The sequence below is a fragment of the Hubeiibacter jixunmingi genome, from assembly GCF_041928215.1.
Classification (GTDB): Bacteria; Pseudomonadota; Gammaproteobacteria; order Pseudomonadales; family Moraxellaceae; genus Acinetobacter.
Window position 1 is genome coordinate 1 of sequence record NZ_JBHFHK010000042.1, and the last position, 19607, is coordinate 19607.

At 38.9% G+C, this 19607-nt stretch carries 21 protein-coding genes; 17 read left to right on the forward strand and 4 right to left on the reverse strand.

The features are described 5' to 3' along the window. Positions 1-141 precede the first annotated feature (141 nt). The 8 genes from ACEYX7_RS07445 to ACEYX7_RS07480 all read left to right on the forward strand — a co-directional run bounded on the left by ACEYX7_RS07445 (position 142) and on the right by ACEYX7_RS07480 (position 8672). The gene (locus ACEYX7_RS07445; protein WP_374900388.1) at positions 142-1446 is read left to right on the forward strand and encodes a hypothetical protein; all 1305 of its coding nucleotides are present in this window, start codon (positions 142-144) and stop codon (positions 1444-1446) included. Positions 1447-1648: 202 nt separating this feature from the next. Further along, positions 1649-2920, forward strand: a complete 1272-nt coding sequence (pncB, locus tag ACEYX7_RS07450; protein ID WP_374804845.1) for a nicotinate phosphoribosyltransferase — start codon at positions 1649-1651, stop codon at positions 2918-2920. Between the two features lie 27 nt (positions 2921-2947). Next, positions 2948-3799: a sulfurtransferase gene (locus ACEYX7_RS07455; RefSeq protein ID WP_374804861.1), complete on the forward strand. Its 852-nt coding sequence runs from the start codon at positions 2948-2950 to the stop codon at positions 3797-3799. A gap of 5 nt (positions 3800-3804) precedes the next feature. After that, the gene (gene asd, locus ACEYX7_RS07460; RefSeq protein ID WP_374804846.1) at positions 3805-4680 is read left to right on the forward strand and encodes an archaetidylserine decarboxylase; all 876 of its coding nucleotides are present in this window, start codon (positions 3805-3807) and stop codon (positions 4678-4680) included. An 82-nt stretch (positions 4681-4762) separates the two neighbouring features. Beyond that, positions 4763-5707, forward strand: coding sequence for a matrixin family metalloprotease (locus tag ACEYX7_RS07465; RefSeq protein ID WP_374804847.1), 945 nt, complete (start codon positions 4763-4765; stop codon positions 5705-5707). Positions 5708-5746: 39 nt separating this feature from the next. Further along, on the forward strand, positions 5747-6331 hold the full coding sequence (ampD, locus tag ACEYX7_RS07470) for a 1,6-anhydro-N-acetylmuramyl-L-alanine amidase AmpD (RefSeq protein ID WP_374804848.1): 585 nt from the start codon (positions 5747-5749) through the stop codon (positions 6329-6331). A gap of 142 nt (positions 6332-6473) precedes the next feature. Beyond that, the gene (gene murJ, locus ACEYX7_RS07475) at positions 6474-8024 is read left to right on the forward strand and encodes a murein biosynthesis integral membrane protein MurJ (protein ID WP_374900389.1); all 1551 of its coding nucleotides are present in this window, start codon (positions 6474-6476) and stop codon (positions 8022-8024) included. A gap of 36 nt (positions 8025-8060) precedes the next feature. Then, positions 8061-8672: a 2'-5' RNA ligase family protein gene (locus ACEYX7_RS07480; protein WP_374804850.1), complete on the forward strand. Its 612-nt coding sequence runs from the start codon at positions 8061-8063 to the stop codon at positions 8670-8672. On the opposite strand, the gene ACEYX7_RS07485 is transcribed toward ACEYX7_RS07480, so the two are convergent. Beyond that, positions 8667-8900 (reverse strand): hypothetical protein, encoded by a 234-nt coding sequence (locus ACEYX7_RS07485; protein ID WP_374804851.1) that lies wholly within the window; start codon positions 8898-8900, stop codon positions 8667-8669. The genes ACEYX7_RS07480 and ACEYX7_RS07485 overlap by 6 nt on opposite strands. Positions 8901-8976: 76 nt before the next feature. On the opposite strand from ACEYX7_RS07485, the gene ACEYX7_RS07490 reads away from it, so the two are divergent. Next, entirely contained in the window at positions 8977-9669 is a 693-nt protein-coding gene (locus ACEYX7_RS07490; protein ID WP_374804852.1) for a hypothetical protein, read from the forward strand. After that, positions 9666-10199 (forward strand): bifunctional adenosylcobinamide kinase/adenosylcobinamide-phosphate guanylyltransferase, encoded by a 534-nt coding sequence (gene cobU / locus ACEYX7_RS07495; protein ID WP_374804853.1) that lies wholly within the window; start codon positions 9666-9668, stop codon positions 10197-10199. The genes ACEYX7_RS07490 and cobU overlap by 4 nt, the downstream gene beginning before the upstream one ends. Here cobU and ACEYX7_RS07500 read toward each other — a convergent pair. Continuing rightward, complete coding sequence (locus tag ACEYX7_RS07500; protein WP_374804854.1) at positions 10196-10714, reverse strand: hypothetical protein; 519 nt, start codon at positions 10712-10714, stop codon at positions 10196-10198. The two genes, cobU and ACEYX7_RS07500, sit on opposite strands and share 4 nt — an antisense overlap. A gap of 75 nt (positions 10715-10789) precedes the next feature. Between ACEYX7_RS07500 and cobT the strand changes: the two genes are divergently transcribed. The 7 genes from cobT (at position 10790) to ACEYX7_RS07535 (ending at position 17209) form a co-directional block, all read left to right on the forward strand. Next, complete coding sequence (gene cobT, locus ACEYX7_RS07505) at positions 10790-11833, forward strand: nicotinate-nucleotide--dimethylbenzimidazole phosphoribosyltransferase (RefSeq protein WP_374804855.1); 1044 nt, start codon at positions 10790-10792, stop codon at positions 11831-11833. 56 nt (positions 11834-11889) lie between these two features. Continuing rightward, a complete protein-coding gene (locus ACEYX7_RS07510) occupies positions 11890-12405 on the forward strand; it encodes an META domain-containing protein (protein ID WP_374804856.1) in 516 nt (171 codons plus the stop codon). 56 nt (positions 12406-12461) lie between these two features. Beyond that, positions 12462-13106, forward strand: a complete 645-nt coding sequence (locus ACEYX7_RS07515) for a hypothetical protein (RefSeq protein ID WP_374804857.1) — start codon at positions 12462-12464, stop codon at positions 13104-13106. 2 nt (positions 13107-13108) lie between these two features. Next, positions 13109-13732 carry a histidine phosphatase family protein gene (locus ACEYX7_RS07520; protein ID WP_374804858.1) on the forward strand — a complete coding sequence of 208 codons (624 nt, stop codon included), beginning with the start codon at positions 13109-13111 and terminating at the stop codon, positions 13730-13732. Further along, positions 13729-14475 (forward strand): adenosylcobinamide-GDP ribazoletransferase, encoded by a 747-nt coding sequence (cobS, locus tag ACEYX7_RS07525; RefSeq protein WP_374804862.1) that lies wholly within the window; start codon positions 13729-13731, stop codon positions 14473-14475. Before ACEYX7_RS07520 ends, cobS begins: the two co-directional genes overlap by 4 nt. Positions 14476-14672: 197 nt before the next feature. Continuing rightward, positions 14673-16160, forward strand: a complete 1488-nt coding sequence (locus ACEYX7_RS07530; protein ID WP_374804859.1) for an alanine/glycine:cation symporter family protein — start codon at positions 14673-14675, stop codon at positions 16158-16160. A gap of 137 nt (positions 16161-16297) precedes the next feature. Then, complete coding sequence (locus tag ACEYX7_RS07535) at positions 16298-17209, forward strand: ketopantoate reductase family protein (RefSeq protein WP_374804860.1); 912 nt, start codon at positions 16298-16300, stop codon at positions 17207-17209. 243 nt (positions 17210-17452) lie between these two features. Here ACEYX7_RS07535 and ACEYX7_RS07540 read toward each other — a convergent pair whose 3' ends face one another. Together ACEYX7_RS07540 and ACEYX7_RS07545 are read right to left on the reverse strand one after the other, a co-directional pair. Further along, on the reverse strand, positions 17453-18154 hold the full coding sequence (locus ACEYX7_RS07540; RefSeq protein WP_374805526.1) for an FKBP-type peptidyl-prolyl cis-trans isomerase: 702 nt from the start codon (positions 18152-18154) through the stop codon (positions 17453-17455). Positions 18155-18290: 136 nt separating this feature from the next. Next, positions 18291-19049 carry an FKBP-type peptidyl-prolyl cis-trans isomerase gene (locus ACEYX7_RS07545; RefSeq protein WP_374805525.1) on the reverse strand — a complete coding sequence of 253 codons (759 nt, stop codon included), beginning with the start codon at positions 19047-19049 and terminating at the stop codon, positions 18291-18293. Positions 19050-19607: the final 558 nt, after the last annotated feature.

Below are 19607 nucleotides of genomic sequence, written 5' to 3' on the forward strand. Positions count from 1 at the left end.
ATTAAGCAAGGGCTTCTTGATGACTATATTTGTGAGCAACTTCGTTGCCCTTCGGTTAGGTTTGCGTAAGTCCTAATTTTAAAAGTTTAATCCGTTATGATGTACTCGAGCACAACTGGAATTTTAATGAAGACAACAGTGATGAATCGTAATATTTTAGCCGTATTTATTGGCTTAAGCCTATCAAGTCAGGGCATGGCACAAACTCTACCAGTACAACCACATTTTAATCAGGCTGCTTGGTTAGATTTTATAAAACAAACAGAGCAAGATTCTTTACGCTCTACAACAAATGTGCAAGACCAAACCAATACCAATGTGGTTGAGCATAACACACAACCTACTGCACAGCCTATTATGCCACCTACAGTACAAAAAACGCGTACCGAATATCAGACGGTCTTGGGTATTGTGCCTAAAATCATTGATGACATGCCCACGATATTGCCGATAAATTCGGATCAGGCCGTAGTACCCACATTAGGACAAAGTAAAGACCGTACATGGATAGACCGTAAGCACTACAAAATCCATGATGCATTACAAAAATATGCACATAGTATTGATGATTGGTTTGGCGAAACCAATGAATTCCAACCTGCTTATGCGAATTTACGGATTATTAATGACTATGTTTGGAACGACTATGATGGTGGTAAAATTAAACCTAGAGTACGAGGTAAAATCAAACTACCAACCTTAGAAAATCGATTCAGTGTAGTCTTTGGTGATGATAGCTTAGATAACCAAATTCGTAACGGTGCAAGCGTTGATGTTTCACGTGGAACAGCTACAAATATGGCTTTGCCACCATCAACATCACCGTCAACACCACCCACAAATACCACGGCAAATCATCAGAACAATTTAGTCAGCGTGGATCGTAAACAGACACGCACAGAAAACGCATCTTTGGCATTGCGTTGGGAGCGTTTTAAAAATCCGTGGGGCATCAAAACGGATGTGGATCTTGGTGTACGATCCACTGATGATATTTTTTTAAGATTTGAAGCACATAAGGATTGGAAATTGCGTGATGATTATAATTTTTACGCTGAGCAAATTTATCGTTATGGCATCAAGAGTGAACATTATTTACGTACCAACTTAGAGCTACGTCACAGTCGCCCGAACAATGCATTTTTATCAGATCAGTTTAGTTTGACTTATACTGACAGAGATACGCAAGAATTTGTATGGGATAACCGTGCTTTTCGTCAGCATCAATTTTTTGCACAAAACTGGTTTAACTACGGTGTATATACGGGTGGTGCCATGGAAAATGGCAAGCCAAAGTTAGATCGCTACGGTCCATTTATGTCATGGCGTCAGCCAGTATGGCGAGATTGGCTATTTGTGCAAGCAGAAGTCAATTATTTCAATGATAAGCCACTTAATCGTAAACATTATTTAGGTACCTTATTGCGTTTTGAGACATGGTTCTAATTTTTCAATAATGATTGAAAATAGTTTTGCAATAAACAAAAAGATGTTTAAATGAAACACTGTATAATCAGGCATCATTAGACGACATCTATAGCGTGACAAAGTATATTATTTTGTCATTTTGCGTACTCAACACTGGCTGAATACGGTGATAGCGTTTAATATAGCAACCTTTAGCCGATAACTTCACACTGGACGGACGATGGCAGGCATCATTCAATCCTTATTGGATACCGATTTATATAAATTTACCATGCTACAAGTGGTATTACATCAATTTCCACAGACGCATAGTGTATATTTATTCCGTTGTCGCAATACAAAGGATACAGTATATCCTCTGCGTGAGATCAAAGATGAGCTGGATGCAGAATTAGATCATTTATGTCAGTTAAAATTTACCGAACAAGAATTAAATTATCTGCGTGGTTTACGTTTTATTAAAAGTGACTTTGTTGATTATTTAGAATTATTCCAACTCAAACGTCGCTTTATCGAAACATCAGTAGATGAACAAGGTGAATTGGTGATTCGTATCGAAGGGCCGATGGTACAAGCCATGTTCTTTGAAATCTTTGTCTTGGCAATTGTTAATGAACTATATTTTAGTCGTTTAAATGTGGAAGAAGCCTTAATTGAAGGTGAAAAACGCCTACAAGCCAAAGCCAAACAAATCGCCGACTATGCAACACAACAAAAAATCGGTGATACACCATTTTTAGTAGCGGATTTTGGCACACGCCGTCGTTATAGCTTGGCGTGGCAACGTCATGTCATTCAAACTTTAAGAACTGCAGCACCAAATGTGATTCGTGGTACCAGTAATGTGTATTTGGCGATGCAATTGGGCTTAGCACCGATTGGGACGATGGCACATGAATTTTTACAGGCGTTCCAAGCCTTGAATGTCAAATTGCGTGATTTCCAAAAAGCAGCACTCGAAGCTTGGGTACAAGAATATCGTGGTGATTTAGGGATTGCACTAACCGATGTGGTGGGAATGGACGCATTTTTGCGTGATTTTGACCTTTATTTTGCCAAACTCTTTGATGGTTTGCGTCATGACAGTGGCGATCCGTATGTGTGGGGCGATAAAGCCCATCAGCATTATAAAAATTTAAAAATCGATAGCCGTACCAAAATGCTGACTTTCAGTGATGGTTTAAATCTAGAAAAAGCATGGCAGTTATATCAATATTTCAAAGATCGTTTCCAAGTCAGCTTCGGTATCGGTACTAATTTTACCAATGATATGGGGCAAACACCGCTGAATATCGTACTGAAATTGGTCGAGTGTAATGGTCAATCAGTGGCAAAAATTTCTGATAGCCCAGGTAAAACCATGACGGATAATGATACTTTCTTGGCTTATTTGCGTCAGGTTTTCCAGATTGAAACAGCGACTGAGCAAGACAATCAGCATATTGAGGATCAAGTGATTGGTCAGCCAAACAGCACGCAAGTGATTCATTAACCGATATGGCTGATTGAAATGATGCACATGACACAGGCAAGCAGTGAGATACCTTTATTATTAGAGGCTGAACAGTTATGGCAATTATTACAGACTGAACAGCCGATTAAACTGCTCGATGTCAGCCGTGCCAATGTGTATCGCCAAGTGCATATCCCGCAGGCGATTGCAGTGAGTCCGCAAGATCTTTTGCGTAGTGATGAGATGGCGACAGGTTTGCTACCAAAAGATGTGGATTTGCAAGCATTGATCAACAAGATTGGCGTTTATCCCGAACATCATGTGGTGATTTATGATGATGAAGGCGGAGCTTGGGCAGGGCGTGTATTGTGGAATTTGCATTGTGCAGGTTTTTATCAAGTGAGTGTGTTAAATGGTGGTTTGCATGCATGGTTGGCAAGCAACCTACCTGTGAGCAATCAAGTGCCAGAGCAAAATATTGATATAGAAAAATGCTTTCAAATTAACACATCACAACAAGCCAAGCACCGTATCGAGCTTTCTGAATTACAACAATTGATTTTACAAGATGGTGACAAGATCCAATTGTGGGATTGTCGTTCACAAGAAGAATATCGTGGCGAACGCCGCATGAGCCGACGTGCGGGACATATTCCGAATGCAATCTGTTATCCGCATAGCACTGCCATTTGTTATGAAAATCATTTAAAATTACAGCCATTATCACTTATTCAACAACAACTACAGCAACTCGGGTTTGACTTGAACAAACCTGTGGTGGTGTATTGCCAATCGCATCATCGTTCTGGTTTGGCGTATTTGCTTGCCCTATTATTGGGTTGGTCAGTGCGTGCTTATGACGGAGCTTGGAGCGAATGGGGCAATCATCGTGAGACTGCTGTGGTCTGTGGAGCTTAAATTCTATGTCATCAAAAACGTCATCATTAAAACACAAAGCACAATCTCTATTGGCCGAAGGCTTTGTTCAAGCCCAAAAACGTATTCCGCAACACCAGCTTAGCCGTTTGGTGGGAAAAGTGGCAGAAAGCGAACAACCTTTACTCAAAAATGCGGTGATTTTTGCTTTTAAACAAAAATATGGCATTGATTTAAGCATTGCTGAAGCAGAAAAAATTGGGCAATATGGCTCGTTTAATGCCTTTTTTACCCGTGCGTTAAAAGATGGTGAACGTCCAATTGATAGCAATACAACAGCCGTCACCAGTCCTGCTGATGGTGCAATTTCACAAATTGGTCAAATTGAGCAAGGGCAAATTTTCCAAGCCAAAGGGCATCAATTTTCAGTACAACAATTGATCGCTGATAGCCAATTGGCTGAGCCATTCCAAAACGGTGCATTTGCAACAGTTTATTTATCGCCAAAAGATTATCACCGTGTACATATGCCGTTTTCGGGTAAATTGACCGAAACTTTATACGTTCCAGGGGAATTGTTTTCGGTAAATCAAACTACGGCAGAAAATATTCCTGCTCTATTTGCTCGCAATGAACGTATGGTGTGCTTATTTGATACCGAATTGGGACGTATGGCGGTAGTATTGGTTGGGGCGATGATTGTAGCGGGCATCGAAACCGTAGCAACAGGCAAGGTCAAACCATCGGGCAATTTGGAATTACAACATCATGATATGCTGTTAGAAAAAGGCGATGAGTTGGGACGTTTTTATTTGGGTTCAACAGCAATTGTTTTATTTGAACAAGACAAAGTGCAATGGGCGGATGAACTCAAAGAAGGCAGTAAAGTGGTGATGGGCAAAGCGATAGGTCATACGCTATAATTTGAAATGAATATCCTATTTTTCTCCCAAGGAAAGCCTCTCCCTTAGGGAGGGGTTGGGGGAGGGAAAAGGTCATCATATCATGAAAAAGTTTATCAATCTTTTCTATGCTTTATGTACCGCCCTTTTTTTATTTTTTGCGGTGCAATTGTATTTTCAACCGCAATTGGCATTTAATAGTATCCAACATCGTATTCAGCATCCTTTTGATATGCGTTTACGCTATGCAATTGGCGATGTTGATCCACGTTTTGGCATGAGTCCAAGCGAAGTCAAAAAACTTACCGAAGAAGCCGTACAAATTTGGCATGATGGTTTGCACAAAGAAGTCTTTGTTTATGACCCGACTGCAAAACTGAAAATCAATTTGGTCTATGATGAGCATCAAGCCAAAATTGATGCACGTTCACAAGAAGAAAAGGGCCTGGATCGTAAACAAGCCCATCGTGAACAGCAAAAACAATATTTGGATCAACAAAAACAATTATTAGAAAATTTAAAAATTGAGTTGGCACATCTAGAGCAACAATATCAACAAAGTTTGGCAGAACATCAGGCATTAAATAGCCAATATCAACAGACTCCGCAACAGCAAATGTATCAAGTATTACGTCAAAAAACCGAACAGCTTAATCAATTGGGCAGTGTAAAAAATCAGCTGTCTGAACGTTATAATGCAGAAAGTCAGGCTTATAATGATGCGGTTGATCAGTATAATGCCAGTACGCAAAACTACAATCAACAAGTCGAGCAGTTTAATCAGACTTATCATATGGGTGAATACCAACAGGGCGTATTCACGGGTAAAAAGATTGATATTTATACTTTTGAAAGTCTGGATGAGTTGAAAATGGTGATCGCTCATGAACTTGGACATGGTCTAAATATTGAACATAATGATGACCCTGATGCCTTGATGTATCCTGTTTATCGTGGACAGAATTTGGAGAATTTCAAACTTAAACAAGCTGATATTGACCTATATAACAATCGTCCATCGATTTATGCCAATATTCAGCCAAGATAATTTTTAAATAAATTGAGTATCTAAGGAGCATGAATCATCATGTTAGCACAACAATTTTCTGTAGAAGATGGTGTATTACACGGTGCAACGAAATTGCCATCACCGAATTTTAATCAACGTCCACAAGGCGATGATGTTGCCAATAAAAAAGGTGAAATCCGTTTAGTCGTTATACATAATATTAGCTTACCGCCATCACAATTTGGCGGTGGTTATATTCAACAATTTTTTCAAAATCAATTGGATAGTAGTGTTCATCCTTATTTTGAAACCATCAAAGCTATGCAAGTTTCGGCTCATCTGTTGATTTTACGCACAGGGGAAGTGATTCAATTTGTCAATTTTAATGACCGTGCGTGGCATGCAGGGCGTTCGAGTTATTTGGGACAAACTGAATGTAATGATTATTCCATCGGAATTGAATTAGAAGGCAGTGATGATACTGCATTTGAGCCAGTGCAATATGATGTGTTGGCGAAGATTATTTTAGCCATTGAACACGCTTATCCAAAAACCAAACAGCATTTGACGGGACATTCTGACATTGCCCCAGTACGAAAAACCGACCCAGGGGCGTTTTTTGATTGGCAAAAATTACGGCATTTGATTGCAAGTTTACGTTGATTTAACTCGAAGCGTGACTGAACCCATTTTCGAAATTATTTTTGGAGAACAATAAAAAAAGTTACGCTTTATTTGTGTTTATGATTTGATTTTCCACTACAATACAGCGATTTTATAAATAACGATTTTTTGGGGAAAAGCCATGGCGTTATGGCGTTCAACCTTGACGGTCAGTGCAATGACCATGCTGTCACGTATCGTCGGTATGGTGCGTGATATGGTGATGTTCAATGTATTTGGTGCAGGTAGTGCGGTCGATACCTTTTTGATGGCATTCCGTATTCCGAATTTCTTTCGACGATTGTTTGCCGAAGGCGCATTTTCACAAGCATTTATTCCTGTCCTAAATGAATATAAAACCCAACGTATCCATGCAGAAGTACAAATTCTGATTAGTCGAGTATTTGGTGCATTATTATTGGTGATGACTTTAATCACGCTATTAGGCATGATTTTCGCCCCTGCGATTTTGCATGTTTATGCCGGTGGTTTTGCCAGTGATCCTGCCAAATTTGCCCAATTGATTGATTTATTTCGCCTGACTTTCCCTTATTTATTATTTATGTCACTGACGGCATTTGCCAGTAGTATTCTCAATACTTATGGCTCGTTTACCATGCCTGCTTTTGCCCCAGTGTTATTAAACTTGGTGATGATTGGCTTTGCCTTGTGTGCCACCAGTTTTTTTGATCCGCCGATTATGTCGATGGGTTGGGCGGTATTTGTCGCGGGGGCATTACAGCTTGCCATCCAACTGCCTGAATTATGGAAGAAAAAATTACTGATTCCACCAAAATTGGATTTTCAACATGAAGGCGTACAGCGTATTTTAAAATTAATGTTGCCTGCCTTATTTGGTGTATCGGTGACGCAAATCAATCTATTATTAAACAGCTTTTGGGCATCGCATATGCAAGATGGTTCGGTGTCGTGGTTGTACGGTGCAGAGCGTATGACCGAATTGCCATTAGGCTTGATTGGCGTGGCGATTGGGACGGTGATTTTGCCGTCTTTATCGAGTAAAAAAGCTGAACAAGACATGAGCAAATTCCGTGCGACATTAGATTGGGCGACTAAAGTGATTATTTTGGTCGGTATGCCTGCCAGTATTGCCTTGTCGATGTTGGCAATGCCAATTATTCAAACCATTTTCCAACATGGCGAATTTAGCTTGCGTGATGCACAAATGACCGCCATGGCACTGCAATGTATGAGTGGTGGTGTGATTGCCTATATGTTGATTAAGGTATTTGCCCCTGGGTTTTATGCCCAACAAGATACCAAAACACCTGTACGTATCGGGATGATTACGGTTTTTGCAAATATGGCGATTACCTTGATTCTATTGGGGATTTTTCATTTAATCGACTGGAAAGAAAAGCATTTGGCATTGGCTTTGGCATCGTCAGGCTCAGCGATTGTCAATGCGGTATTGTTGTATGTCACGTTGCATCGTCGTAATATTTTCCGTTTTGAAGGGCATTGGCGTAAAACTTTTGTGCAATTTGCAGCGGCGAATGCGGTGATGGCGTTGGTATTGTGGATGGGCTTGCATTGGTATGATGTCAGTCAAAGTGCGTGGATGCGTGCGGCAATGTTATCCTTGTTGTGTGTGGTGGGTGCGGCAAGTTATGCGGCAGCACTATTGGCACTCGGTTTCCGCCCACGTCATTTAAAACCTGCATCTGAATAATTTCGATAAAGGTGAAAGAAATAAAAGGCTGATGATATGAAAAATGATACGCAGCCTTTTATTTTGCGGGATTATCCAGCATGGCACAAAGGTCGGCAATATTATGCCCTATGGTATATCGACATCAATGAGCCGAATATTTTAAATTTATATCAACAATTACAATCGGATTTGGCAGATTATTTACAGCCAGATTATCGACGCCAAGCCCATATTACTTTATTTGTGAATGGTTTTTGGGTGGACGAAATACTGCATGATGATGACTTTACGCAATACCAACTGCAACAACAAATCCACGCCTTACAACAATTAAAATTATCGCCTTTTCGCTTAAGTATCACAGGGCTTGCTAGTTTTTTGGCTTGTCCTTATATTGCTATATCGCCTAATCAAAATCTTGATTTGATCCGAACGACTTTGGCAACGCATCATCAAGAAATCGCCCCAAATATATATACACCGCATATTACCTTGGGCTTTTATCGCAATCGTTTTGCCATGCGAGAGATTGAAAAAGAATTGATTGATTTACAGCAAAAATATTTAAATAGGCAAACTATTTTGGTCGATAAATTGTGTTTTGGTATTTATCAAGCGCAGGATTTACAAGGAAAATTATTCAATCAAGTTGAATTGAATCTATAATTTTTTTCGCCAATAACGATAAGCCAAAACACAACAAACCAGCATCGGAATAATTAGCCAAACCATACCGAAGGCAAATAACAAATAGGCAAAAAATAACGGAAAAGCCAAAAATATAACACCAATCAATTCACCTAAAAACGCCCCGAAAAACTCTGCTTTGATAGATGGCTTGTCATCCGATTTTTTATTTTTTTCATCAGGTTTTGGATTTTGAGAAAGGGACATATTTTTCCTTTTTGATTGCTTTTAAGTTATGCTAAGATAAATGATGAGCAAAATAAATAGCGAGTTTGGATAAATCATGAAAAAAATAGGATTGTTATTCCTTGCTTGTATGATATTTTCCCCATGCGTGATGGCAAAAAATCAGCCTACACAAACCGTTCAGCAAACACAGATATGGCAAAATAAAGCCATTAAACCTGCTATGAATAAACGATTATCGGGAAGTTTGCCCTACTTTTCCAACCCAAAACTGGCATTTATCAATCGCCATTTACAGCAATTTTTACACCAATATTTTGATAATAAAAACGTCATCGATGCAGTTGAAGCAGAAGTGAGTTATCGTATCATTTACCAAAGTGACAGTGTCCTGACCTTTGCCATTGATTATAAAGTGAGCGATATGACCAGTCGATATTTTACCGATTATTATACTGTTGATTTACAGAAAAATCGTTGGTTTGATATGCAAAATTATCTTGCTGAAAATCATATTGATAAAGCTCATATCGCCAAAAAAATCGGCAAATTATTGCAACAATGCGATGCATCAACAACGGAAAACACTTCATCTAATGCGGAATTTTGTGATGATATCCGTTTGATGTATTTTGATGGGGCATTTGACCCTGAGTTTTTGGATTTGAAGTATCGTCATCAGCTCTATATTGCAGGGCATCAACAATTGGGCATCAGTTATCATTCTGCCAAAGTCACTACAGCGTTCAAATATGATATTGCCAAAGATAGTGTGGAATTAACGCAATGATAGAGCTTTTTTTAGGTGGGGCAAGGTCGGGCAAAAGTCGTCATGCCGAACAGCGAGCCAAAGCGTTAAACGATGAATTAGGCTTGCCTGTGATGTATCTTGCTACTGCACAAGCTTTTGACGATGAAATGACAGACCGTATTGTTCATCATCAAAACAGCCGTCCAAATGAATGGCAAACCATTGAACAGCCGATTTATTTGGCTCAAACTTTACAAGATTTAAGCCAAAAACCGTGCGTGATTTTGGTGGATTGTTTGACTTTATGGCTAAATAATTTACTTTGTCATGATGATAAAAATTTACTGGGTGAGCAAAAACAGCAATTATTACAGCAATTAGAAAATTTAAAACATTCGGATTGTTATATACTATTGGTCAGTAATGAAACTGGGCTTGGCATCGTGCCGATGGGGCAATTATCACGCCAGTTTGTTGATGAAAGTGGTTTTTTACATCAGCAATTGGCACAGATGGCGGATAACGTCACGTTCTTTGTGGCAGGTTTGCCAATGGTGTTAAAAGGTTAAAAATGTGAAATATAATCTTTTGGTTTTTCTTCTGGGTGTCTGAAATAATAACCATCAGTAACACCGCCTATTTCTTTATTTTTAAAATCAGCAAAACTATACCATGTTTGATATTCAATAGAGCGAGTGAAAATTTCACAATCATCATCATAGCTTGTACCAAAAGTAAGATAAGGATAATTAAAGTTGATGAGTTGCCAAATCTGTAATTGTTCCACGCAACAATATTTCATCTTTTCAAAATCAAAAATATAAGTGTTAAACTTGTGTTTGAAATTTATATGACACAATCTTAATGCCAAAAAACGTTGATGATGACTAAAAGCATATTCACCGTGATATACCTTTGAAAATTGAAAGTACGGAGAAATTGCAACGTAAAATATAGGTGGGGAAAATCTTTCATAACCCATAAAATCGGCTGAAAAAGCACTATCTGATTTGAGCTGTATAGATTCTTCTAAACTTTCAATACTTTTAAAATTACAATCAGCATAAGCATCTTTAGGTGTCATTTTTCAACCTTACTGGATTTCAGTTATAGCCATATCATATAATAGCGTAATGAACTTGTAAAAAGAAAATCGAAAATGAACTGGTACACTCAACCAACCAAACCACTCAACCAAACCACGCAACAACAAGCCCAAGACCGCCAAAACCAACTTACCAAACCGACAGGTGCATTGGGGCAAATGGAAGATGTGGTAATTGCCCTAGCAGGTATGCAGGGTAAAATCTGCCCAACGGCTGACAAATTACATATCGCTACCTTTGCGGGCGATCACGGTATTGCTAGCCTTGGCGTATCTGCCTATCCGCAAGCCGTCACCCGACAAATGCTGTATAACTTTGCCAGTGGCGGAGCGTGTATCAGCGTGATGGCTCGGCATTATGGGGCAACATCGCAAGTGGTAGATTGTGGTACTTTGGGCGAAAGTTATACTTGTGATGGCGTGGAACAATGCCATGTTGCACCCTGTACGCAGAATTTTTTACAAGACTTTGCCATGACCAGTGAACAGCTTGAGCAAGCGTTAAATATCGGCAAACAGAGCGTTGAACGTGCGGTGGAAAACGGTGCAGATATTTATATCGCAGGGGAAATGGGTATCGGTAATACCACGGCATCATCGGTTTTGGCAGGACTATTATTAAATGAAAATGCAGAAATTTTAACAGGTCTAGGCACTGGGGTCGATGACAAAACCTTTGCTTTCAAAAAACAAGTCATTCAACAAGCCATTGATAAATATCAATACTTGGATAATCCATTAGAGATGCTCCGTGCGGTGGCAGGCTTTGAGATGGTGGCGATGGTCGGGGCGTATTTGCGAGCAGGACAATTGGGCTTGCCTGTGATTGTTGGTGGTTTTATTTCGGCAGTATGTGCTTTGTGTGCGGTGCGAATCTGCCCAAGCGTGCGAGATTATATGTTGTTTTCGCATTGTTCAGCAGAATATGGCAACAAGGCGGTTTTACACGCATTACATGCCAAGCCTTTGTTAGATTTGGGTTTGCGTTTGGGTGAAGGCACTGGGGCAACCACGGCTTTTGGTATTATCCAATTGGCGTGCGTGGTACACCGTGAGATGGCGACTTTTGCCGATGCCAATGTATCGGATAAAAGCTGATGTTTTCATTGTCCAAATAATGCTATATTATTTTTAACCTACATCAGGATAACAACATGTCTAAAATCGCTTTTATAACGTTGGCAATCAGCACATTATTATTATCTGCCTGCCAAAATAATCTGACCCATACACAGGGATCTCAATCTACCAGTACGGTGAGCCAAATGACTGCCTATCGTCCGATTGCTTTAACCACTACCAATTTACAAGGTAAATGGCGTTTACTTGCTGTATCTGAAAATGGTGCGGAATATAAAGCACCAACGCTCAAAGGTCGAGATGGCAAAGACATTATTTTGCAAATTAATCAAGACTATGCAGGTGTGACCAATGGTTGTAATGGCGTATCAGCACAGTATAAAGTTGAAAAAGATCAGGTGAAATTTTCAGATGCAATGTCTACTTTGATGCTATGTGAATCAAGCTTGATGGCGGTAGATGATTTGGCGACACAATTATTAAAAGGCAAAGTGCAATTACAACAACTTGTCGATGATCAAGCCAATGCAGTGGAAATGCTGATTACTGTGGGCAATACGCGTTATAAATTTGTCCGTTTATCAGCATAACGTGTACAAATTTTTGCTTTTTTTGTGCATTGATAATTTAAAAAAAGGTTGAATTTATGCGTAAATTTTTGAGTGTTCCATTTTTCTTATTGGTGGCATGTAGCAATATAAATGCTATGCCCATTGATAATTATCCAAAACAACTTACTAAAAATTGTGGCGATGGTTTGGCTGATTTGTATGATGAATGTGCCGATCAACTTACTATTTTGAAACAAGCCATAAATGACGCTAAGCAACAACCTAATAAACGAATTTTAATTGTTTATGGTGCAGAATGGTGTATTTGGGACCATGTTTTTCATAAATATATTCAAGGAAAAGTAGGCGAATTTAATTATCAATGGCGAGATAATACAGGTGAATTTTCAAAATGGCAGATGTTAGAGCAAGTCAGCAACGAACAGTATCAAGACGCTAAAGCATTAAATCAATTTGTTGCAGATAATTTCATTGTAGTGAATATCGAAGCCGAAAAAAGCAATGGAAATGAGATATTTAAACGTATTGGTGCAAAACAAACATATCATTATCCAGCAATTATGGTCTTAGATAAGCAAGGCAAGCATCGTGCGACGATGCCAGCAGGTAGTGAAATTGTAGGTTTAGAAATTCGAGAGAGTGGTGGTCAAGAATATCGTGGCTATGACCGCAAAATATTACTAAATGAACTTAAAAAATTGCGTAAAGATGCTGAATAAAGATGTCTGAAAAGTTGAAACTCTCATTTATTCGCCACGGTGAAACCGAACTTTTGGCAGGCGGTAAAGTTTTACGTGGTTGGACGGACGATGCTTTGACCGCTACAGGCTGGACGCAAATGCAAAATGGCTTTGATCATGCCATTGTCGATAAGCAAAATTTTGATGCAATCATCACGTCAGATTTACAGCGTTGTCGCTTATTTTCTGAACATATTGCCCAAAAGCATGATTTACCAATACTCATAAATGCCAATTTTCGAGAAATCCATTTTGGGGATTGGGAAAATTGCGATGTGGCAACATTATTTGAGCAATTTCCTGATGAATTGAGCCAATATTGGCAAAGTCCAAGCCAATTCACGCCGCCGAATGCGGAAAGCTTAACTGATTTTGCACAGCGTATAGACACTGCTTTAATGCAAATCAATGCCTTTGCCGAACAATATCAAGCCAAAAATATCTTAGTGGTCACGCATGGCGGTGTGATTAAATATTTACATTGCAAAGCCAAAAACATGCCACTAGATGCGATGCTGACAGAGCCTGCCGAACTCGGTACAGTGTATCGCTTTACTTGGCAAAATCATCACTTAGCATTGTGCGAGTCATCATGTCCATTGTGATGCCTTTCTTAATTGCTTTGCAATTTCTCACCACTATTCCTGTGCGATTACCGTACATGCCAAGCCGTGAACAAAACGCTTTGTCACTGCTATTTTATCCGCTGATTGGTTTGATGATTGGCGGTATATTGTGGCTAATGGCAAGCTTTTTAACTTTACCCATTATGCTACTAAGTATTTTAATTGTCGTCGCTTGGATATGGCTGACGGGCGGATTGCACCTTGATGGCTTAGCGGATACTGCGGATGCGTGGGTGGGTGGTTATGGCGATGTTGAACGTACTTTAAAAATAATGAAAGACCCGACTTGTGGGGCGATGGGCGTAATCGCGATTGTGTTAAATATCGCCCTAAAATGGGCGTGCGTATATAGCCTATTAGAATTATCACATTTAAATAAAAGTTTTTTATGGATTTTGATGTTTATACCGATGTTGGGGCGATTAAGTCCTTTAGTTTTATTTTTAACTACATCTTATGTCAGGAAAAATGGTTTGGGTAGTGCTTTGCAAGATGTCAGCAAAATTGCTGTAATCAGTGTAATTTTATTGACAACGTTTTCATTATTATTTTTAGGTTGGCAAACGGCACTATTACTGTACTTAGGTTTTTTTGCCAGTGTATTTTATTTAAGATGGCGATTTATGCAAAGAATTGGTGGCATTACGGGAGATACGGTTGGGGCAAGTATTGAAATCGTGGAAGTGCTTCTATTATCATTATTTATCTTCAAAATATATTAGAAAAAGTCATTATAAAATATCGGGTTAAATCAAATTATTAGATATAGCAATAGATATATTCCAAAAACAATATTTGCAAAAAAAATTTTTTTAATTAAGATAAACTCATACTTTTGTTACGTTTGTCATTTTTTTTAAGTCGCAAAAGGGCAATAAGACAATTTTAAAATGGGTTAAAGTTTCTATATGGAGGTTGTATGACATTGGAACAATTAGTAGGACACCTGAATGATTGGGTGTGGAGTCCTGCCCTGATTTATCTATGCTTAGGCGTGGGGCTGTATTTTTCCATTCGTAGTCGCTTTTTACAAGTACGCCATTTTGGTGGCATGTTACGCCTGTTGATGGACGGCAAAAGCTCCAATGAAGGCGTATCTTCTTTCCAAGCCCTTGCCATGTCTTTGGCAGGGCGTGTCGGTACGGGTAATATTGCTGGTGTGGCAACGGCAATTACTTTTGGTGGACCCGGTGCACTATTTTGGATGTGGATGGTGGCATTTTTGGGGGCGAGTACCGCTTTTGTCGAATCATCTTTGGCTCAAATTTGGAAAGAAAAAGATAAAGACGGACACTTTGTCGGTGGTCCAGCCTATTATTTTGAAAAAGGCTTGGGTCAAAAATGGTATGGTGTGCTGTTTGCATTGTCTGCTATCGTTGCCTGCGGTATTTTATTACCAGGCGTACAAGCCAACTCAATTGCAGAAGCAATGAGCCATTCTTTAGATATTGCAAAACCAACCTCAGCCGCAATTTTGGCAGTATTATTGGGCTTTATCATTTTTGGTGGTGTAAAACGTATTGCATCAGCAGCAGAATTGATTGTGCCTTTTATGGCTTTGGCATATATCATCGTTGCAGTAGTTATCGTATTGATGCATATTGAACAATTGCCTGACACGATTGCTTTGATTTTCCGTTCAGCTTTTGGTCTGGATTCAGCTTTTGGTGCGATTATTGGCTTGGCTATTCAGTGGGGCGTCAAGCGTGGTGTATATTCGAACGAAGCGGGTCAAGGTACAGGCCCGCATCCAGCGGCAGCGGCAGCGGTATCACATCCAGCAAAACAAGGTTTGGTACAAGCATTTTCGGTTTATGTCGATACGCTATTTGTTTGCTCAGCAACGGGTTTCATGTTGATTATCACTGGCATGTACAATGTGCAAGATCCGAATAATAAAGAAGGCTTTCTATTCCACGGTGTACAAGGTGTGGTAGCAGGTCCGGGCTATGTACAAACCGCGATGGAAAATATCATGCCAGGTTTTGGTTCAGCATTTGTGGCGATTGCATTATTTTTCTTCGCTTTCACCACGATTATGGCATATTACTATATCGCCGAAACCAATATCCGTTACCTAAGTCGTACTTTTAAGCTCGATTGGGCAATTATCGTGCTTAAAGTAGTGATTATCATGATGGTGGTTTATGGCTGTGTGAGAACTGCGGATTTGGCATGGGCATTGGGCGATTTGGGTGTGGGTGTGATGGCTTGGTTAAATATCATTGGTATTTTATTCTTGCAAAAACCAGCTTTTGATGTGTTGAATGACTATGAAAAGCAACTCAAAATGGGTATAGATCCGATTTATAATCCAAAAGATCATGGTATTCAAACTGCCGAACTTTGGGATGAAATTGGGGAAAATTACCGCAAAAATCCAGATAAAACCCCATTTAAACCTTAAGCCAATCGGTTCTTAACGTTTAAAAATCAAAAATCTGCATTTTATTTTCTCTATAGAGCAAAAGAAGATGCAGATTTTTTTGTATTTGCAATTCAGCTATAATCACAATTAAATTTTTTAATCCTGTCGAGTTGATAATGCAGACCATTTCTATAGTCGGATTCGGTGCTTTGGGGGCATTGTTTGCCAGTCAATTACAACCTTTTTTAAGTGACAATTTACGCATTATTGCCGATAAAAATCGTGTACAACGTTACCGCTCACAAGGTTTATTGGTAAATGGCAAAGCGGTGGATTTAAATTATCTGACACCTGAAGAGTGTGCTACGCCTGCCGATTTGGTTTTGGTATGTTGTAAGTTTTATCAACTCAAAGATGTTTTACCACTGATTGCCAGTCAATTGGGTGAGAAAACAATTATTGTTTCTGCCCTAAATGGCATTGCCAGCGAACAAGTGTTGGCAGAGTATTTTGGCAAACAGCGTATTGTCTATTGTGTGGCACAACAAATGGACGCTCGTAAAGAAGACAATAAATTGATTTATCGTGATGCAGGACAATTGGTGATTGGTGCTATGAGCGATGATGAAAAAGAACAACAACGAGTACAAGCGGTTGCCGACTTTTTTCAAAGATTAAAATTCCCACACAGTATTAGCCCGAATATGCCACGCCAGTTTTGGGGCAAATTCATGCTCAATGTTGGGGTAAATCAAACCGTTGCCTTGTATCAAGGCACTTTTGCCACAGTACAGGCGGAAGGTGAGGCAAGAGAAATGTTTAAAGCTGCCATGCGAGAAGTGATTGCGATAGCAAATGCCGAGGGCGTGCCTTTAAATCAAGATGATTTTAACATGTGGGTAAATATTATGGACAATCTCGATCCGACCAGTATGCCATCACTACGACAAGATTTATTGGCAAAACGTGTGTGCGAATTAGATTTATTTGCGGGTACAGTGCGGGAATTGGGTAAAAAACATCAGATTGTTACACCAGTGAACGATCAGCTTTATGATGGTATTACTAAATTAATGCAAGATTTTTAAAAGATGAAAATACTAAGGATAACGTGAGTTCGGTTTAAAAAGGCATATTTTTATTGTAATTATATGATTTCTAAAAAGTAGGGTGCGTCCCACGCACCATTTTAATGCCGTTTTCTGAAAGGTGCGTAAGACGTACCCTACAGACGAATTAAATTTACTTTTAAAATCAAACAATTATATCTTAGTTTATCCCGAACTCACGTTAAGGATAAAATCATATTTATCCTTAGTATTTAAAAATGCTTATTTTGCATCAACATCTAATAACATAATATCAAAAATCAACATGCTATTTGGCGGAATCTCACCTGCACCAATTTCACCATACGCCAATTCAGCAGGCACGAATACCCGATAGACCGATCCTTTTGGCATCAGTTGTAATGCTTCTTGCCAACCTTGAATAACTTGATTCACTTTAAAATTAACAGGGTGATCACGGGCAATCGAGCTGTCAAAAACCGTTCCATCCAGCAAGCGTCCTTCGTAATTCACCAATACATTGCTGTTTGCAGTCGGTTTTACGCCCGTACCTTGGGTAAAGACTTCATACTGTAAACCTGATTTTGTGGTCACAACATTTGCACGTTTAGCATTATTAGCTAGAAATTTTGCCTGTACTTGGGCATTTCCTGCCACGACATTACGAAAATCGGTAAAAGGTTGCATCGCTTGTTGTTGGCGTTGTCTTGCATAATTATCAATAACTTGATTCATGCTTTCACGAGTAATTGTAGGGTTCTCACCTTTTATCGCAGCCTGAACACCTTGTAAAAAAGCCTGTGTATCTAAATTAGCAAAGGTATTTTTGGTGGTTTCAGAAATACGATAACCAATAGTATAGCCCAGTTTTTGAGATTCAGGACTGTTTTCAGTAATTGGTGCAGCATTTGCATAAGAAATTGTAGTCAGCAAAGCTGTCGATAAAATGATTTTTTTCAACATCTTAGATCATCCCATTGATAAAAATTAAAAAGATATCCAAAGTATCAACATAGTTGAGATACTTTTCAAGTGATTTATGTTAAAAAAGCCAATCACGAATCATGATTGGCTTTTTGAGATCTGGGCAAAATGAAAATTATTTCACTTGTATCAATTGCACATCAAAAATCAAGGTACTATTCGGTGGGATACTACCCATATCACGCTCACCGTATGCTAATTTTGCAGGAATAAAGAAAGTAAATTCACCACCTTCTTTCATCAACTGTAAACCTTCAGTCCAACCTGGAATCACGCCTTTTAATGGAAACTCGATGGGTTCACCACGTTCCAAAGAGCTATCGAAAACCTGACCATTAATTAAAGTACCTTGATAGTGTACTTTGACTGTGCTGTTAGCAGTGGGTTGTTTACCCGTACCTGGTTTTTTCACAATATATTGCAGACCTGAAGCAGTAGTTTTTACGTCAGGTTTCTTTGCGTTCTCGGCAAGGAAAGCAGCACCTTCGTCAGTTGCTTTAGTCGCAGCGGATGCTGGTGCAGGTTTAGCATTTGTAGCTTGTTTAGCAACTTGGTTTTGCTGGATCTGTTTCATAAACTCTTGATGGGCAGCTTGAATCTCTTCTTGTGTAAATGGGAACTGTTCATGTGCGTGTCCTGCTTTCGCACCAGCTGAAAAAGCATCTAAATCAATTTCCTCAGGGCTTTGATTTGCTATTTCGTATCCCAAGACATAACTGATCTTTTGTGCTGCGTTAGCATTTTTAGTATCGAAATTCACATTTAATGCTGGCTTAGTCTGAAATTGACTAGGATTTTGACTTGCCAAATATACAGGTACCAACGCTACACCACCCAATACAGCCGCAACGGCAATCGGAAGAGCCTTACTCATAATGATAGAATCCAAATAAGATATAAAATAAACGCAACTATATTAGCATAGCTATATATAAAGAATAGTAAGATATTTGCTAAAAAATTGTACCCAAGATGTATAAATTAATTATTTTATAAAAATCAATACCTTATTAATTTTCCCGTATGTAAAGAAATCAAAAGAAAAATAAATCACAAAAAAGGCTTGCAAAGGAAGAGGAAGTGTCTATAATACGCATCCATAGGGAGTGATGATAACGATAATTTAGAAGATTGATGATGCTGTTAAGTTTTGGTTTTTCATGGTTATTTTGGTGTTTAGCTTAAGTAATTTGAAATATTTTGAAATTAGGTATTGACAATTAATTCTGATGTGTTATTATTTCAATCCTTGCTTGGTTACTTGCAGATGATGCGTAACGAGATATTTAAAACTGATAGAGAAACAACTTGTGTGGATTTTTGCTTAGGTTGAGATAAGAAATTATCATTGATTGAAGTAAAGATTGACTCGAAGTTTATTTGAGCAAAATTTGCTAGTAATTGATGAGCCAGATTTGATGGTTAGATTAAA

Bases quoted from the DNA above. Each gene is read 5' to 3' on its own strand.
- ACEYX7_RS07445 (WP_374900388.1), top strand. From the start codon at position 142: ATGAATCGTAATATTTTAGCCGTATTTATTGGCTTAAGCCTATCAAGT.
- pncB (WP_374804845.1), top strand. From the start codon at position 1,649: ATGGCAGGCATCATTCAATCCTTATTGGATACCGATTTATATAAATTT.
- ACEYX7_RS07455 (WP_374804861.1), top strand. From the start codon at position 2,948: ATGACACAGGCAAGCAGTGAGATACCTTTATTATTAGAGGCTGAACAG.
- asd (WP_374804846.1), top strand. From the start codon at position 3,805: ATGTCATCAAAAACGTCATCATTAAAACACAAAGCACAATCTCTATTG.
- ACEYX7_RS07465 (WP_374804847.1), top strand. From the start codon at position 4,763: ATGAAAAAGTTTATCAATCTTTTCTATGCTTTATGTACCGCCCTTTTT.
- ampD (WP_374804848.1), top strand. From the start codon at position 5,747: ATGTTAGCACAACAATTTTCTGTAGAAGATGGTGTATTACACGGTGCA.
- murJ (WP_374900389.1), top strand. From the start codon at position 6,474: ATGGCGTTATGGCGTTCAACCTTGACGGTCAGTGCAATGACCATGCTG.
- ACEYX7_RS07480 (WP_374804850.1), top strand. From the start codon at position 8,061: ATGAAAAATGATACGCAGCCTTTTATTTTGCGGGATTATCCAGCATGG.
- ACEYX7_RS07485 (WP_374804851.1), bottom strand. From the start codon at position 8,900: ATGTCCCTTTCTCAAAATCCAAAACCTGATGAAAAAAATAAAAAATCG.
- ACEYX7_RS07490 (WP_374804852.1), top strand. From the start codon at position 8,977: ATGAAAAAAATAGGATTGTTATTCCTTGCTTGTATGATATTTTCCCCA.
- cobU (WP_374804853.1), top strand. From the start codon at position 9,666: ATGATAGAGCTTTTTTTAGGTGGGGCAAGGTCGGGCAAAAGTCGTCAT.
- ACEYX7_RS07500 (WP_374804854.1), bottom strand. From the start codon at position 10,714: ATGACACCTAAAGATGCTTATGCTGATTGTAATTTTAAAAGTATTGAA.
- cobT (WP_374804855.1), top strand. From the start codon at position 10,790: ATGAACTGGTACACTCAACCAACCAAACCACTCAACCAAACCACGCAA.
- ACEYX7_RS07510 (WP_374804856.1), top strand. From the start codon at position 11,890: ATGTCTAAAATCGCTTTTATAACGTTGGCAATCAGCACATTATTATTA.
- ACEYX7_RS07515 (WP_374804857.1), top strand. From the start codon at position 12,462: ATGCGTAAATTTTTGAGTGTTCCATTTTTCTTATTGGTGGCATGTAGC.
- ACEYX7_RS07520 (WP_374804858.1), top strand. From the start codon at position 13,109: ATGTCTGAAAAGTTGAAACTCTCATTTATTCGCCACGGTGAAACCGAA.
- ACEYX7_RS07530 (WP_374804859.1), top strand. From the start codon at position 14,673: ATGACATTGGAACAATTAGTAGGACACCTGAATGATTGGGTGTGGAGT.
- ACEYX7_RS07535 (WP_374804860.1), top strand. From the start codon at position 16,298: ATGCAGACCATTTCTATAGTCGGATTCGGTGCTTTGGGGGCATTGTTT.
- ACEYX7_RS07540 (WP_374805526.1), bottom strand. From the start codon at position 18,154: ATGTTGAAAAAAATCATTTTATCGACAGCTTTGCTGACTACAATTTCT.
- ACEYX7_RS07545 (WP_374805525.1), bottom strand. From the start codon at position 19,049: ATGAGTAAGGCTCTTCCGATTGCCGTTGCGGCTGTATTGGGTGGTGTA.